Origin of the sequence: Achromobacter sp. JUb104, assembly GCF_024806975.1 — a bacterium.
Classification (GTDB): Bacteria; Pseudomonadota; Gammaproteobacteria; order Burkholderiales; family Burkholderiaceae_B; genus Achromobacter; species Achromobacter spanius.
The window spans coordinates 220,362-233,447 of the sequence record NZ_JANUEY010000001.1; the positions used below are offsets into that span (position 1 = coordinate 220,362).

The following is a 13,086-nucleotide window of genomic DNA, read 5'->3' on the forward strand; positions in this document are numbered from 1 at the left end:
AGGATGTGGCAGTACATGGCAACGCAGCACTCTCAGCCCTCGACAGGCGAACTGATCAAGACCTTTCGGCATGGCAAGTTCTTTGTCTATTTCCTTGTAATACTGGGCATCGCGTGCCTGGCACTTGCCGGTTTCGTTGTCTACCTGAGCACCATCGTGCCCCAGAAGAATCCCCCACTTTTCTTCGGCACCGCCGGTTTCCTGGCCTTCTGCGGGCTCGGCGCGCTTGCGGCCAGCGTGTGGCAGAAGAAGTTGCGTCAGCCTAGCTATGAGATCTATGAAAAGGGCGTGGCCCGTATCGTCGGCGCGCAGAAGACATACACGCCTTTCGCCGAGATCGAAGATCTGTACCTGTTCAGTTCCGGGCAGACCGTGATGAGCGGCCTGGCCACCAACCTGGCCTATCGCCGCAACGCGCAAGAATCCTTCAACTGGATCAGTCTGCACCTGTCGGGCTTCATGGATTTCCAGCAGCTGTTCCGCGAGCTCTACCTGCGCGAGCGCCAGCCTGTCGTTCTTGAGACCCTGGCATCGGGCGGGGCGGTGACCTTCAACTACATCAGCACGGGACAGGTCTGGCGCAAGCGCATGAGCGGCAAGTTCCTGAGCATCACCACCCAGCCCATCGTTGTCACCCGCGACGCGCTGGAAGTGCAGGGGCAGAAGGTGCCGGTATCCAGCCTGCGCAACGTCGACCTGAACGCCTGGACCGAGAAGGTTGTCATCAAGGATGCGGCGGGCAATACCGTGCTGTCGACCATCGGCTTGGGCATTCTGGGCCTTGATCTGTTCTTGAATACCTTGAGCTTGATGCTTGACCAGAACCAGGACGTTGCGGCGTAACGGTTCGTTCAAGCAGGGAGCATGGGCGGATCGTTACAAAAGTAGGGGCATGGTTGCAAGGTCACGAAATACACTTTCGCCGACCTTAACCCTCTGGATTTCAAGATGAAGATGTTCTGTGCCCTGGCCGTCGTTGCATGCCTGCTTGGTGGATGCGCGGTCTATACGCCCGATGGCGCCGTGATCGTGGACCCGCATGGCGGTGGCGGCGGCGGTGGCGGATTCTGCCCGCCTGGACAGGCCAAGAAGGGAAATTGCTGAGCGGCGTTTAACGAAAGGCCGAAAGTTGCCCAGGCATGCAGCACGATGTCGGTTGGTGCGGTCGGTGCGTTTTGATACATTTATAAAAAAATGGTAAAACGTCCGGCGTTAACTTACATCAAAGGCCTGGGCACACCATGAAGCAATTGAAGTTGAAATCGGATCTCACCGTCGGCGATATCATCGGCCACGGGATTATCTGGATCCTCTTGAGCATCGTCACGCTCGGCCTGGCGCTGTTTGTCTTCCCGTACTACATGCAGCGGTTCATCATCAGCCGGACGTCGGTGCTTGACGATTCCGGTCGCCGCGTGGGGCGGCTGGAATGCACGATCGATTTGGCCAGCATCATCGGCAATATCGTCATTTGGGCGATCATCTCGATCGTTACGCTTGGCATCGGCTACCTCATCTTCCTGTACAAGATCAATGCGCATTGCATGAATCACACCAAGGTTGTGGACGTCACTATCTGACGATCAACCCGTGCGAATCAGCCCGCCTCTGTAGGCGGGCTTTTTTTATGACAGAGGGACTTGGCGCGGACAGCCCTATAGGCGCCGCTTCGGCCGCAGCAGGGCAGAAAGCTCACTCGCGTAATTGTGTCATTTCGAAACAGGGATATCTTTGTTCCTGGTAATCACCCATAGTGGCCGCGGGAATATTTTTTCCCTGTACATCTAGGACATACATTGAAGATAGAAACTGGCATCGTGAAGTGGTTCAACAACGACAAGGGCTACGGCTTTATTTCCCCGGAACTGGGCGGTAAAGATCTGTTCGCGCACTACTCTGAAATCCAGGGTGACGGACACAAGTCTCTTGAAGAGAACCAACGCGTGTCGTTTGTCGCCGGCCAAGGACAGAAAGGTCCCCAGGCGACGATGATCAAAGCGATCTAATTCCTGAGCTGCTTGCGCAAGCAGGCAGATGGGATGCAGTGATAGGGCCGAATCCTTTGAAACATGGGATTCGGCTTTTTGCTTTCTGATCGTTACGTTTTTTGCGCGCTGCGTTCATGCCTCAGACGGCATGGCGGACGCTACGTCCCGCCCGTCGCCGCTTGCAGATCGAACAATTGCAACTGCGCACGTGATCCAGATCCAGATCAACTTCGAAGCGGCACGCGCCGCAATGGCATGAGCCTTGATAGGTACGCATGGGTCAGGCTGTGGGCCAGGAGTGGCGTGAGGCGTTGACCGTGGACAGGTCAATGTCGACGTGCATCCAGAAGCCATCTTGAAACTCCGTCTGCTGCATCCAGTCGTTAACGGAGCTGGGTGTGGCAATCGGCTCGGTTTCGCCAAATAAATGGGCCTCAACGGCTTCTTGCGCTGCGGCAGGCAACTTTTGCAGCGTGAAGGCTGCCGCATGGCAACCCGGAAAGTCTGGAAAAGAAGCGCCGTAGACGCTGCCTTTTTCCTTGTGTACGTAAATGGGGTAGAGCACTTGGTTCTCCTGGCCGATCGCGCTTCCCTCAAGCGAGCTTGCTTGAAGATGCTGTGCGTTGTCGCCGCGATTCTCGAGGCCTTGATATGGCCTACACAATAATCGCTCTGCAGTGCGCGCGGATATCGGACCGCTTATTTAAAGCCGAATCTCAGACCAATTCCCTTGGCCCCTCCCACCGCAGACTCCCCGTCAGCCTCTCCGCATCCCCTTTTGCTCGCGCGCCTTCCACGCCGCCAGCACTTCATCGCACATCGCAGGCGCTTGTCCCAAGTAGTTCACCGGATCACTCAAGCGATCCAGTTCTTCCTCACCCAGCAATTCCCGCGTCGCCTCGTGCGATGCCAGCGTGTCCCGCACGGCGACTTTCAGCGGGCAGTTTCTGCGGACGGCTTCCTTGGATGCCTGTTCGATCAGTTCGTGCGCCTGCAAACGGCCGATGCGCGCGCCTAGCGCCAAGGCATATGCCTCGGCCAGAATCAGGCCGTGGGTGGCGTCGAGATTGCGCGTCATGTTCGCGTGGCTGACTTCCAGGCCGTTCAACATGCCCACCAGATGGCGCAGCGCGCCGCCTGCCAAGGCGCAGATTCTGGGCAGCACGTCCCATTCGGCCTGCCATCCGCCCAGCGCGCGCTCGTGCTCTTGAACCATCGCGGACAGCATGGTCGACACCAGGGGCGGCACGCGGGTCGCGGCGGCCAGGATGGCGGCGCTGGCGACGGGGTTGCGTTTGTGCGGCATGGTGCTAGAGCCGCCGCGACCCGGGCCGCCGGGTTCGGCCAGTTCCGCGATTTCGGTTTGCGCCATCAGCGAGACATCGCGGGCAATCTTGCCCAGCGTGCCGGTCAGCACGCCCAGCGTGGCGGCTACATCGGCGAGCCGGTCGCGATGCGTGTGCCAAGGCATGTCGGGCAGCGTCAAACCCAGCTCTTCGGCAAAGGCTAGCGCGACGGCGGGTGCCGCCGCGCCCAGGCTGGCCAGCGTGCCGGCAGCGCCACCGAATTGCAGCAGCGCCATGTGTTCCGCGTCTTGCCGTAAGCGACGCTGCCCCCGTTCCAGGGCTTGCAGCCAGCCCGCCGTCTTGAGACCGAAGGTGGTGGGAAGCGCGTGTTGCATCCACGTCCGGCCGACCAGGACCGTGTTGCGATGCGCCCCTGTCAATGTTGCGCACGCCGATTGCGCGGCGCTCAAGTCTTGATCCAACTGGGCAATGGCTTGGCGCAGTTGCAGTACCAGCGCGGTGTCCAGGATGTCCTGGCTGGTGGCGCCCCAATGCACATAACGCGCCGCCCCGGGGTCGACACGATGCACGGCGGCCGTCAGTTGCTTGACGAAGGGAATGGCGATGTTGCCGGCCAGGATTGAGGCGGTGGCGATGGCGTCCAGGTCGATGACGGCACCGATGTCGTCGCCACGGCAGGCGTCATGGCAAACCCCATCAATGCCGCGCGCGGCGCTGGCGGGGATGACGCCGCAGCGTGCCTGGGCGCGGGCCAAGGCCGCTTCAACCTCCAGCATCCGCCTGATCGTCTCCGCGCCCGAGAAGCACGCCATGATGTCGCGATCGCAGTAGATCTGTTCGGTCAGGCTGGAAAGAGTCGTCATGGTGTGCCGATGGAAAATACGTCAGATGTCAAAGAAAACGGTTTCGCCCGCGCCTTGCAGGTTGACGTTCCAGCGCAGTGTGCCGTTGTCTCCCGCTTGCGCCACCAGCGTGGCGCGCCGCGCGGCGGGAACTTGCTGCAAAATCCAGTCCTGTTCGTTGGCTTGAGCTTCGTCCGGAAAATACATCCGCGTCGACAGATGCTTGAGCAGCCCACGCATGAACAGCGACACAACCAGGTGCGGAGCCTGGAGCGTGCCGTCGGGGCCGGCAACGCGCCCTGGCTTGATGGTGGTGATGCGAAACGAGCCATCCGGCTCGGTCGGCAAGCGGCCAAAGCCTGTAAAGCCGGACTTCGCGGCATCAGCGCCGGAATAGCGCGGATCATCCGGATGTTGGTACACGCCTTGCGCGTCGGCTTGCCAGATCTCGATCATGCCGTCGGGCACGGGCTTGCCTTGCCCATCCGTAACGCGCCCTTCAATAATGACCGGGGGCGTGTCGAGCGCGGTCAGGCCGGCGGTCAGGTCCGCACAGTTCAGTCCAGACAGGCCGATATGCAAATAGGGGCCGACGGTTTGCGAAGTGGTGGGGTAGAGCATGCGTTACTCCATCGGGGTGGCGTTGCGGCCGCGCAGCACAATATCGAATCGGTAGCCCAGCGCGTATTCAGGCACGGTGGTTTCCCAGTCAAGCGTGGCGACGAGGCGCGCGCGAGCCTTGGCGTCGGGAATGCATTGAAAGATCGGGTCGAATTCCAGCAGCGGATCACCAGGGAAGTACATCTGCGTGACCAGGCGCGTGGCATACGCACGGCCGAACAAGGAAAAGTGGATATGCTGCGGCCGCCAGCCGTTGTAGTGATTGCCCCACGGGTAGGCGCCCGGCTTGATCGTCTTGAATTGATAGCGGCCCTGCGCGTCGGTGACGGTGCGGCCTTCGCCGCTGAAGTTCGGGTCCAGCGGCGCATCGTGCTGATCGCGTTTGTGCAGGTAGCGGCCGGCGGCGTTGGCCTGCCAGATTTCAATCAAGGCATCGGGAACGGGCCTGCCGTTTTCGTCCAGCACGCGGCCCGACACGATGATGCGTTCGCCGATAGCGTCGGCCTGGGCGATGCGTGTCAGGTCGCTGTCGCCCTGGGCGACGAAGTCCGCGCCGAAGGTGGGGCCGGTAATCTCGGACAAGGTTTGCGGAACGACGATCAAGGGCTCATTGGGCGAGCGCAGTTGGGTCGAACCGTATGGGTCGAAGCGGTACGCGGGCTGGGTGTTCCAGAACGCGCGCCGATACTGGGCAAGATGGGACATTGCAGAAACTCTCCTATTAAGTGCCGCCGGGGCCGGCCCCGGCGGCGCAATCCTGTCGGACCCTGTCGGACCCGCTACCCGCCGAACCAGCGCGCGGGCACCATGACCAAGGTGGGGAAGACGATCATCAGGAACATGACCAGGAACTCCGCGATCATGAACGGCACCACGCCGCGCATGACATCACCCAGCTTCATCTTGCCGACCCCCGCCACCACGTTGAGCACGGCGCCCACGGGCGGCGTCACCAGGCCGATCGAGCAATTGATGATGAACATCACGCCGAAATACACCGGGTCGATCTCGGCCGCGCGCACCACGGGCATCAGCACGGGCGTCAGGATCAAGATCGTGGGCGTCATGTCCATGGCGGTGCCTACCACCATGACCAGCACCATGATGGCCGCCATCAGCAGGACCTTGTTATCGATGAACGGTTGCAGCATTTCAACGATGCTGGCGGGCAGCTCGGCCACGGTGATCAGCCAGGCGCTCACCATCGCGGCCGCGATCAGGAACATGACGATGGCGCTGGTTTTCGCGGCGCCAACGAATACTGCGTACAACTGGTTGAGCTTCAGTTCGCGGTAGACCAGCGTCGACACCAGCAGGGCATACGTGGCGGCGACCACGGCGGCTTCCGTCGGCGTGAATACCCCCATCCGCAAACCCACCAGGATGATGACGGGCAGCATCAGCGCCCACAGCGCCTTGCGAAACGCCGTACCGATTTCCTGTGCCGATTTGCGCGGCGGCGGGACCAGCTTTTCGCGCCGCACGAGCCATGCCCAGGTCACCCACAAGGCGCCGCCGATCAACAGGCCGGGAACGATGGCCGCCATGAACAGCTTGGCAATGGACACATTGGCCGCCACCCCGAAGATGACCAGGCCGATGCTGGGTGGTATCACCGGGCCGATCACGCCCGTGGCCGCGATCAAGCCGCCCGCCGTGGGTTTCTTGTGGCCGGCGCTGACCATCATGGGCAGCAGCAACGCGGTCAACGCTGCGGCGTCGGCCACGGCCGAACCTGACAAGGCGGACAGCAGGCAACCCGCCATGATGGTGACGTAGCCCAGCCCGCCCTTGACGTGCCCGACCAGCGCCAGCGCCAAGTCCACGATGCGCCGCGACAGCCCGCCCACGTTCATGATTTCGCCGGCCAGCATGAAGAACGGCACGGCCAGCAGCGGAAAGCTATCCGCGCCGCCAATGACGTTTTGCGCCAGGATCTGCGAATCGAAAATATCCAGGTGCCACATCAGTGCAACGCCGCTGGCCAGCAGCGCAAACGCGATGGGCACGCCCAAGGCCATGACGCCCAATAGCGAGCCGATAAAAATGGCGATGGTCATGCGCTTCTCCCGGTGGCGCCATGTTTGGCGTCGTCCAGAATCTGCTTGAGCTGCACGGCCTCTTCGGATTCCTGGACCATGATCAGGTCCTGGTTGCGCAGCTTGCCCGTCAAGACACGGTAGAGATCCACCGCGATGATCAAGCCGGCCAGGGCCGAGAACACCAGGCCCGCCGCGTACACGATCGCCATCGGCAAACCGCTGACGGGCGCGCTGACCTCGGCGTTGATCACCGCCTGCTTCCAACTGCCTTCGAACATCAGCCCCACGATGTAAAGCATGATGATCTGCCCGACCACCAGGCAGATCTTCTTGCCCGCCGTCGGCAGCTTGGCCACGATCATGTCCATGCCCAGGTGGCCGCGTTCCTTCAGGGCGATGACGGCGCCCAGGAAGGTCAGCCAGATGAACATCCAGCGCGAGAGCTCTTCCGACAGCGTGATGCCGGAATTGAAGCCATAGCGCGCCACCACGTTGCCGAAGACCAGCACCACCATCGCCGCCAGCAGCAGGGCGATGGCCAGTTCCAGCACGCGGCAGACGGCGCTGATGAATCTGTCTATGAAAACCATGGTCCGGCCCCTACGCGAATCGGAGTTGGATCGGAGATGGGGCACGCCGCGTCATGCCTTGGCATCCCGAACGATATCCACCAGGCCGCGCAGCGCCGTCAGGTAGGAATGCGGCCCCAACCCTTGCACCGTGCCGCGCACGGCGGGCGAGATGATCGAATGCGCCCGCCACGCCTCGCGCGCCGCGATGTTCGACATATGCACTTCCAGCGTGGGAAAGGGCATGGCCTTGATGGCGTCGTGCAGCGGCACGCCGTGTTGGGTCAGGCCGGCCGGGTTCACCAGCGCGCCTTGCGCCGCGTCGATGTTCTCGTGCAGGAAATCGATCAGCGCACCCTCGTGGTTGGATTGCAGGGTGGCCAGTTCAACGCCCAGTTCACCGGCCAGCGCGCTCAGGCGCTGGTTGATTTCCGCCAGGGTGGTGGTGCCATAGATGTGCGGCTCGCGGCGCCCGAACAGGTTGAGGTTCGGGCCGTGCAAAACAAGAATCTTCATGATGGATAAGCCGGTGCGTTTACTTGCGGATGCGGGCGAGTTCGTCGTTGTAGAGCTTGACGATGGCGGGGTCGTAGCTGCCGGTGAAGTGCGCCACAACCGGTTTCACGACCTGCTGCATGCGGACCTTTTGCGCCGGCTCGATCGTGTTGTATTGGATGCCCTTGGCCTGCAATTCCGCCACGGCCTTTTGCGCGGCTTCGCGGCTGACCTTGCGCTGATAGCTGCGCGCCTCGTTGGCGGCCTCTTGCATGATGCGTTGCTCGGTGGGCGACAGCTTGTCCCAGAACTTCTTGCTGACCAGCACGATGTTGGCGGCGTAGACGTGGTTGGTCGCACTGACGAACTTCTGCACTTCGTAGAACTTGTTCGACAGGATCACCGAGTACGGATTTTCCTGGCCGTCCACCGCCCGGGCTTCCAGCGCGCCGTAGAGTTCGGCAAACGGCATGGGCACCGGGTTGGCGTTGAAGGCCTTGAACGTGTCCAGGAACACCGGGTTGGGAATGACGCGGATCTTCAACCCGGCCAAGTCTTCGGGCTTGGTGATGGCGTGCTTGGAGTTGGTGACGTTGCGAAAGCCCAAGTCCCAGAAGCCCAGCGCAACCAGGCCTTTCTCGGGCAGCTTGGCGATCAGGGCACTGCCCAACGGACCGTCCAGCAGCGCGTCGGCCTGGCCGAAGTCGGTGACCGAGAAGGGCAGGTCAACCAACCCGAATTCCTTGACGATGCCCGCCAGCGACGTCGACGCGGGGGCCGCCATTTCCTGCACGCCGCCTTGCAGGCCGGACTGCTGCTGCATTTCATTGCCAAGCTGCGAGGCCGGGAATTCCTTGACCTTCAGCTTGCCCCCGCTTTTGGCGGCAAGCAGTTCTGCAAACTTCTGCACGCCGGCGCTGACGGGGTGATCGGTATTGTTCAGGTGGCCGAAGCGGATCGTGCGTTCCTGGATGTCTTGCGCGGTGGCCGTCATGGCGGCCGTGCACAGGACAGCCATCAAACCCAAACGGAAAAGGGGGTTCTTCATCGTTGTCTCCTTCCTGGTTTTATTGGAATGTTCTCGATGTCTTTCACGACTCGGTAGTGGAATGTAATTCCGAGTGGAATAGTTTTCCACCTAGGGTTATCATCCATCACCCCACTACTTGTTGAGATGACATGGCCGGAGTCCTCGAACGCGCGCTTGCCGTCATGGAGTACTTATCCTCCAGACCCGAAGGCGTGCCGCTAGCCTCGCTGGCGCAGCAACTTGAGATCCCCCAAAGCGCGGCCCATCGCCTGCTGACCGACCTTTGCCGCTGCGGCTACGTCCGGCAGATTCGCGATCATGGCGACTACGCGTTGACGGCCCGCGTGGCCTCGATTGGCCTGAGCTATCTGGCGGCGACCGGCATCGTTGATATCGCCCAGCCGCTGGTTGACCGCCTGGCGGATATCTCAGGCGAACTCGTGCGCCTGGCCATCGTTGATAACGAACGGCTGACCTGGGTTGCCAAGGCGCAAGGCGCGCGCCATGGCTTGCGCTACGACCCGGAAATGGGATCGGACGCCAGGCTGTCGTGCAGCGCGTCGGGGCATGCCTGGATGCTGACGATGTCGGATGAACGGGCGCTGGACCTGGTGTCGCGACAAGGCTTCGGGTCGCCGGAGGAATACGGCCCGAATGCGCCCACCACGATTGCCGCCCTGACCAAGATGTTGCACGCGGCGCGCAAGCGCGGCTACGCGATGATCAATGAAGTGTTCGCGCCCGGCATGACCGCCATGGCTGCGCCCGTGCAGCGCAAGGGCGAAGACGCCATCGGCGTGCTGAGTATTGCCGGCCCCGCCATGCGCCTGACCGAAGCGCGCATGGTGGAACTGGGCCCCGACCTCTTGGCGGCCACCGAGGAACTGGCGCTGGCCAGCCTGGCCTCACCGATGTTTCGCAAGCGCTTTCCCATGCAGGGCCGTAACGCCGGCGACGACGCGGGGAAGTGAGTCACCGGTAAAGCAGTCACGGGGAAACGAGTCACCGCGCGCGGCCGGCATCGTTGTCATCGCTGCCGTTGTCAGTCACCGGGCCATTGCCCCACGTGCCCACGCGGGCCGAGCGCAACAAGGGCGACGCCTCTCCGGCCTGCGCCAACTCGCTGGCGGCGCGCAACAAGGCAGGCCCGAATTTCTCCATCGCCTTCAGCGTCAGCCGCTGCGACGGGCCGGCCACAATCAGGATGCCGGTGCTGGCGTGCCCCGGGCGGCGCACGGGCGCGGCCATCGCGCTCATTCCTGCCGCATAAACGTCTTGAAGCATGCTGTACCCGCGCCGACGATGCCCGTCCAGGCTGGCCAGCAAGGCGCGTATCGACGTCGGCGCATTCGGCCCGAAGTCGCGCGGCTTGCCCAGGCCTTGCTCGGTGACATAGGCAATGGCCTGGTCTTCCGGTAGCGTCATCAGCCACGCATGCCCCGCGGCGCTGCAAGACAGGCGCAGGTCGATGCCCATGTCGGGGTCGTAGAGCAGCCCGGATTTCGCGCCCTGGGCCTTGGCCACCAAGGTGAGCCGCTTGCCGTCCACGATTGCCAGCCGCACCAGTTCGCCAGTGGCCAGGGCAAAGCGGTCAATGACGGGCTGCGCAATATCGACCACACCCGAACGGCCCAGAAAGCTCAGCCCCATCGAGGCCAGTTTGGTCGTCAGGGCATATTCCCCCCGCACCGGCGTCTGCCGCACATAGCCGTACTTCATCAATTCGTGCAGGGTGCGATGGCAGCCGCTGCGCAACTGATTCAGGTCGTCGGCAACAGTGGCCAAGGCCACGCCGTCGGGGTGCTCGGCCAGGTATTCAAGCAACGCCAATGTCTTTTCGATTGCCCCGCTCATCGCTTGCTCCCAGAGGTTTGCCGCACTGAAATTCAAATTTTGAATTCGGCCAAATTTTGAACGGCATTCAAAATTATGCCCTATGCTCGCAGCCGAATAACCCGCAACTGAATATCCCGCAACTGAATACCCGTTACCCACATCAACAACTAAAGGGGTTTGTGATGGAGACCAGGAAACCGTTGTTCCGCTTTGCCGTAACTGCCGCCGCGTCGCTGCTGGCGTGTCTGTCGTTGAGCGCCACCGTGGCCGCGCAGGAGATCAAGGCACGCACCTTGAAATTCGCATTCAGCCTGGCGCAGGACCATCCGCTGGGCCAGGGCGCGCAGAAATTCGCGGACCTGGTCGCCGAGAAAAGCGGCGGCAAGATGAAGGTGTCGATATACGCGAACGCCGTGCTGGGCGGAGACCCGCAGAACCTGTCGGCCGTGCGTGGCGGCACGCTTGACTTCACCTCGATGGCGACGGGCCTGCTGGCCGGCATCGACAAGCGCTTCATGGTGTTCGACCTGCCATTCCTGTTCAACGATGCAAGCGAAGCCTATGCGGTGTCCGATGGCCCCGTGGCCCAGCGCCTGCTGGGCGGGCTGGCCGACCATGGCTTGATTGGGCTGGGCATCTGGGATCTGGGCTTTCGCAACATGACCAACAGCAAGCGCCCAATTGCCACGGTGCAGGACTTTCAAGGCCTGAAGATCCGCGTGATCGCGGCGCCGGTGTATATCGACATGTTCAAGACCCTGGGCGCCAATCCGGTTCCCATGACCTTTGGCGAGGTCTACGGCGCGCTGGAATCCAAGGCGATCGATGGGCAGGACAACCCCGTTGGCGTCATTCAATCCGCCAAGTTCGCCGAGGTGCAAAAGTACCTGTCGCTGACGCGCCATATCTACACCGGCATGCCCTTTCTGATGAGCAAGAAGACGTGGGACGGCATGTCGCAGGCGGAACGCCAGATCATCCTGGACGCCGCCGCCGAGGCCAAGGCGCAGGAACGCAAGATCTCGCAGGCCAAGGAAGCCGTGGCCATCGACGACTTGAAGGCGCGGATGCAGGTCAACGGCTTGACCCCGGAACAGGTCAGCCAACTGCGCGCAGCGGTCAAGCCCGTGGTGGAAAAATTCGCGGGCGAAATCGGGCCTGACGTGATGCAGCAAGTGACGACCGAACTGGCCACTCTGCGGGCCAAGCGCTGATCATGGCGCTTCTGGGAAAAGCCGCCATTGCGATGTGGTGGGACATGGCGCCGGCCTGGCGTTCGGAGTTCGAGGACTGGCACTCGCACGAGCACTTCCCGGAGCGCATGAGCGTGCCGGGGTTTCTGCGCGGGTCTCGTTGGGTCAGCGCGCATGGTGGGGAAGGGTTCTTCGTCATGTACGAGCTGGACGCCTACGAAACGCTGAGTTCTCCCGCTTACCTGGACAGGCTCAATCGCCCCACGCCCTGGTCCACCAAGCTGATGCCGCAGCATCGCAACATGATCCGCAGCCAATGCAAGGTGCTGGATAGCACCGGCGGCGGCTTGGCGCGGTATGCGCTGACCATCCGCTTGTCGCCGCGCCCAGGCAGACAAGACGAATTGAGGGCGTACTTGAAGGCGCATGCGGCCCTGGCCTGTTCGCGCCCCGGCCTGTCCGGCGCCCATCTGCTCATGACGCAGACGCCGCCCCTCTCCGCAACAACCGAGCAAACGATACGAGGCGGGATGGACCGGGTTGCGGATTGGATCTATGTCGTTCACGGCTACGAAATCCATCCCGTGGCGCTCTGCGAGGGCGAAGTGCTTAACGCCGAGGAACTGCGCGACATGGGGGACATGGCTGCCGCGTGGTCGGATATCTATTGTTTGTCCCACACCTTGGAGTCATAGGGGCAATTTGGAACAACTTTCCTCGCGGGAGCTTGCTATAAAGGGGGCTACCGCAGCGATTCAAGGATGAGGAAAATGTTGATTCAAATGCTGGGCCGCCCCGCTGTGGCTGCTGTGGCGCTCGTGCTTGCCACGCTTGTTTCCGGTTGTTCATCGATACTTCCCGGTTCATCAAAACCCGACCCGGCCTCCGCCGCCGCGTCCGAACGCGTGGTCAGCGACAACTGCAAATTCTTGCGCAGCCGCTGCATTCATGAAGGCTCTTACGATGCCGGCGAACGCGACTATGCCGAGCTGGAAGCGCGGCGCTTGAATCAGGCGGAACTGCAACGATTGCGCCGCATGGCGCAGTAAGCGGCAAGGCCATAAGGGCATCGCATCACGCCTTCCTATTTCGCTTCGTATATCGGCCGCTGGCATCGTGTCGCCACGCTTCTGTTTATTGAGTAGCATCGGACCATCTTTGGC

17 protein-coding genes are annotated in these 13,086 nt (G+C 61.9%); 8 read left to right on the plus strand and 9 right to left on the minus strand.

Annotated features, from left to right (window positions below; translation table 11 throughout):
• The first annotated feature begins 15 nt into the window (after positions 1-15).
• The 4 genes from M2361_RS00935 to M2361_RS00950 all read left to right on the plus strand — a co-directional run bounded on the left by M2361_RS00935 (position 16) and on the right by M2361_RS00950 (position 2,006).
• Complete coding sequence (locus M2361_RS00935) at positions 16-843, plus strand: hypothetical protein (RefSeq protein ID WP_259245804.1); 828 nt, start codon at positions 16-18, stop codon at positions 841-843.
• Positions 844-948: 105 nt separating this feature from the next.
• The gene (locus tag M2361_RS00940; RefSeq protein ID WP_100856831.1) at positions 949-1,104 is read left to right on the plus strand and encodes a hypothetical protein; all 156 of its coding nucleotides are present in this window, start codon (positions 949-951) and stop codon (positions 1,102-1,104) included.
• Positions 1,105-1,241: 137 nt separating this feature from the next.
• Complete coding sequence (locus tag M2361_RS00945) at positions 1,242-1,580, plus strand: DUF6693 family protein (RefSeq protein WP_100856830.1); 339 nt, start codon at positions 1,242-1,244, stop codon at positions 1,578-1,580.
• A gap of 222 nt (positions 1,581-1,802) precedes the next feature.
• Positions 1,803-2,006: a cold-shock protein gene (locus tag M2361_RS00950; RefSeq protein WP_172616244.1), complete on the plus strand. Its 204-nt coding sequence runs from the start codon at positions 1,803-1,805 to the stop codon at positions 2,004-2,006.
• A gap of 262 nt (positions 2,007-2,268) precedes the next feature.
• Here the strand turns inward: M2361_RS00950 and M2361_RS00960 are convergent, their stop codons facing one another.
• The 8 genes from M2361_RS00960 to M2361_RS00995 all read right to left on the minus strand — a co-directional run bounded on the left by M2361_RS00960 (position 2,269) and on the right by M2361_RS00995 (position 8,912).
• Positions 2,269-2,553 (minus strand): type II toxin-antitoxin system HicB family antitoxin, encoded by a 285-nt coding sequence (locus M2361_RS00960; protein ID WP_259245805.1) that lies wholly within the window; start codon positions 2,551-2,553, stop codon positions 2,269-2,271.
• 192 nt (positions 2,554-2,745) lie between these two features.
• Positions 2,746-4,158 (minus strand): 3-carboxy-cis,cis-muconate cycloisomerase, encoded by a 1,413-nt coding sequence (locus M2361_RS00965; RefSeq protein WP_259245806.1) that lies wholly within the window; start codon positions 4,156-4,158, stop codon positions 2,746-2,748.
• Between the two features lie 21 nt (positions 4,159-4,179).
• Positions 4,180-4,758 carry a protocatechuate 3,4-dioxygenase subunit alpha gene (gene pcaG / locus M2361_RS00970; protein ID WP_259245807.1) on the minus strand — a complete coding sequence of 193 codons (579 nt, stop codon included), beginning with the start codon at positions 4,756-4,758 and terminating at the stop codon, positions 4,180-4,182.
• A 3-nt stretch (positions 4,759-4,761) separates the two neighbouring features.
• Positions 4,762-5,463, minus strand: a complete 702-nt coding sequence (gene pcaH, locus M2361_RS00975; RefSeq protein WP_259245808.1) for a protocatechuate 3,4-dioxygenase subunit beta — start codon at positions 5,461-5,463, stop codon at positions 4,762-4,764.
• A 74-nt stretch (positions 5,464-5,537) separates the two neighbouring features.
• Positions 5,538-6,818, minus strand: a complete 1,281-nt coding sequence (locus tag M2361_RS00980) for a TRAP transporter large permease (protein ID WP_259245809.1) — start codon at positions 6,816-6,818, stop codon at positions 5,538-5,540.
• Positions 6,815-7,381: a TRAP transporter small permease gene (locus tag M2361_RS00985; protein WP_404976339.1), complete on the minus strand. Its 567-nt coding sequence runs from the start codon at positions 7,379-7,381 to the stop codon at positions 6,815-6,817. The genes M2361_RS00980 and M2361_RS00985 overlap by 4 nt, the downstream gene beginning before the upstream one ends.
• Positions 7,382-7,441: 60 nt before the next feature.
• Positions 7,442-7,885, minus strand: coding sequence for a type II 3-dehydroquinate dehydratase (locus M2361_RS00990; RefSeq protein WP_259245811.1), 444 nt, complete (start codon positions 7,883-7,885; stop codon positions 7,442-7,444).
• Between the two features lie 19 nt (positions 7,886-7,904).
• Positions 7,905-8,912 carry a TRAP transporter substrate-binding protein gene (locus M2361_RS00995; RefSeq protein WP_404976226.1) on the minus strand — a complete coding sequence of 336 codons (1,008 nt, stop codon included), beginning with the start codon at positions 8,910-8,912 and terminating at the stop codon, positions 7,905-7,907.
• Positions 8,913-9,043: 131 nt separating this feature from the next.
• Between M2361_RS00995 and M2361_RS01000 the strand changes: the two genes are divergently transcribed.
• Positions 9,044-9,865, plus strand: a complete 822-nt coding sequence (locus M2361_RS01000) for an IclR family transcriptional regulator (RefSeq protein WP_100856821.1) — start codon at positions 9,044-9,046, stop codon at positions 9,863-9,865.
• Between the two features lie 31 nt (positions 9,866-9,896).
• Here M2361_RS01000 and M2361_RS01005 read toward each other — a convergent pair whose 3' ends face one another.
• The gene (locus tag M2361_RS01005) at positions 9,897-10,748 is read right to left on the minus strand and encodes an IclR family transcriptional regulator (RefSeq protein WP_259245812.1); all 852 of its coding nucleotides are present in this window, start codon (positions 10,746-10,748) and stop codon (positions 9,897-9,899) included.
• Positions 10,749-10,912: 164 nt separating this feature from the next.
• Here M2361_RS01005 and M2361_RS01010 point away from each other — a divergent pair, with 164 nt between their 5' ends.
• From M2361_RS01010 to M2361_RS01020, 3 genes are all read left to right on the plus strand, one after another.
• Positions 10,913-11,944: a TRAP transporter substrate-binding protein gene (locus tag M2361_RS01010; protein WP_259245813.1), complete on the plus strand. Its 1,032-nt coding sequence runs from the start codon at positions 10,913-10,915 to the stop codon at positions 11,942-11,944.
• Between the two features lie 2 nt (positions 11,945-11,946).
• Positions 11,947-12,618, plus strand: a complete 672-nt coding sequence (locus M2361_RS01015) for a hypothetical protein (RefSeq protein ID WP_259245814.1) — start codon at positions 11,947-11,949, stop codon at positions 12,616-12,618.
• 75 nt (positions 12,619-12,693) lie between these two features.
• Positions 12,694-12,972 (plus strand): hypothetical protein, encoded by a 279-nt coding sequence (locus M2361_RS01020; RefSeq protein ID WP_259245815.1) that lies wholly within the window; start codon positions 12,694-12,696, stop codon positions 12,970-12,972.
• Positions 12,973-13,086 lie beyond the last annotated feature (114 nt).

Bases quoted from the DNA above. Each gene is read 5' to 3' on its own strand.
- M2361_RS00965 (WP_259245806.1), bottom strand. From the start codon at position 4,158: ATGACGACTCTTTCCAGCCTGACCGAACAGATCTACTGCGATCGCGAC.
- M2361_RS01020 (WP_259245815.1), top strand. From the start codon at position 12,694: ATGTTGATTCAAATGCTGGGCCGCCCCGCTGTGGCTGCTGTGGCGCTC.
- M2361_RS00935 (WP_259245804.1), top strand. From the start codon at position 16: ATGGCAACGCAGCACTCTCAGCCCTCGACAGGCGAACTGATCAAGACC.
- M2361_RS00940 (WP_100856831.1), top strand. From the start codon at position 949: ATGAAGATGTTCTGTGCCCTGGCCGTCGTTGCATGCCTGCTTGGTGGA.
- M2361_RS01010 (WP_259245813.1), top strand. From the start codon at position 10,913: ATGGAGACCAGGAAACCGTTGTTCCGCTTTGCCGTAACTGCCGCCGCG.
- M2361_RS00995 (WP_404976226.1), bottom strand. From the start codon at position 8,912: ATGAAGAACCCCCTTTTCCGTTTGGGTTTGATGGCTGTCCTGTGCACG.
- M2361_RS01000 (WP_100856821.1), top strand. From the start codon at position 9,044: ATGGCCGGAGTCCTCGAACGCGCGCTTGCCGTCATGGAGTACTTATCC.
- M2361_RS00980 (WP_259245809.1), bottom strand. From the start codon at position 6,818: ATGACCATCGCCATTTTTATCGGCTCGCTATTGGGCGTCATGGCCTTG.
- M2361_RS00990 (WP_259245811.1), bottom strand. From the start codon at position 7,885: ATGAAGATTCTTGTTTTGCACGGCCCGAACCTCAACCTGTTCGGGCGC.
- M2361_RS01005 (WP_259245812.1), bottom strand. From the start codon at position 10,748: ATGAGCGGGGCAATCGAAAAGACATTGGCGTTGCTTGAATACCTGGCC.
- pcaH (WP_259245808.1), bottom strand. From the start codon at position 5,463: ATGTCCCATCTTGCCCAGTATCGGCGCGCGTTCTGGAACACCCAGCCC.
- M2361_RS01015 (WP_259245814.1), top strand. From the start codon at position 11,947: ATGGCGCTTCTGGGAAAAGCCGCCATTGCGATGTGGTGGGACATGGCG.
- pcaG (WP_259245807.1), bottom strand. From the start codon at position 4,758: ATGCTCTACCCCACCACTTCGCAAACCGTCGGCCCCTATTTGCATATC.
- M2361_RS00945 (WP_100856830.1), top strand. From the start codon at position 1,242: ATGAAGCAATTGAAGTTGAAATCGGATCTCACCGTCGGCGATATCATC.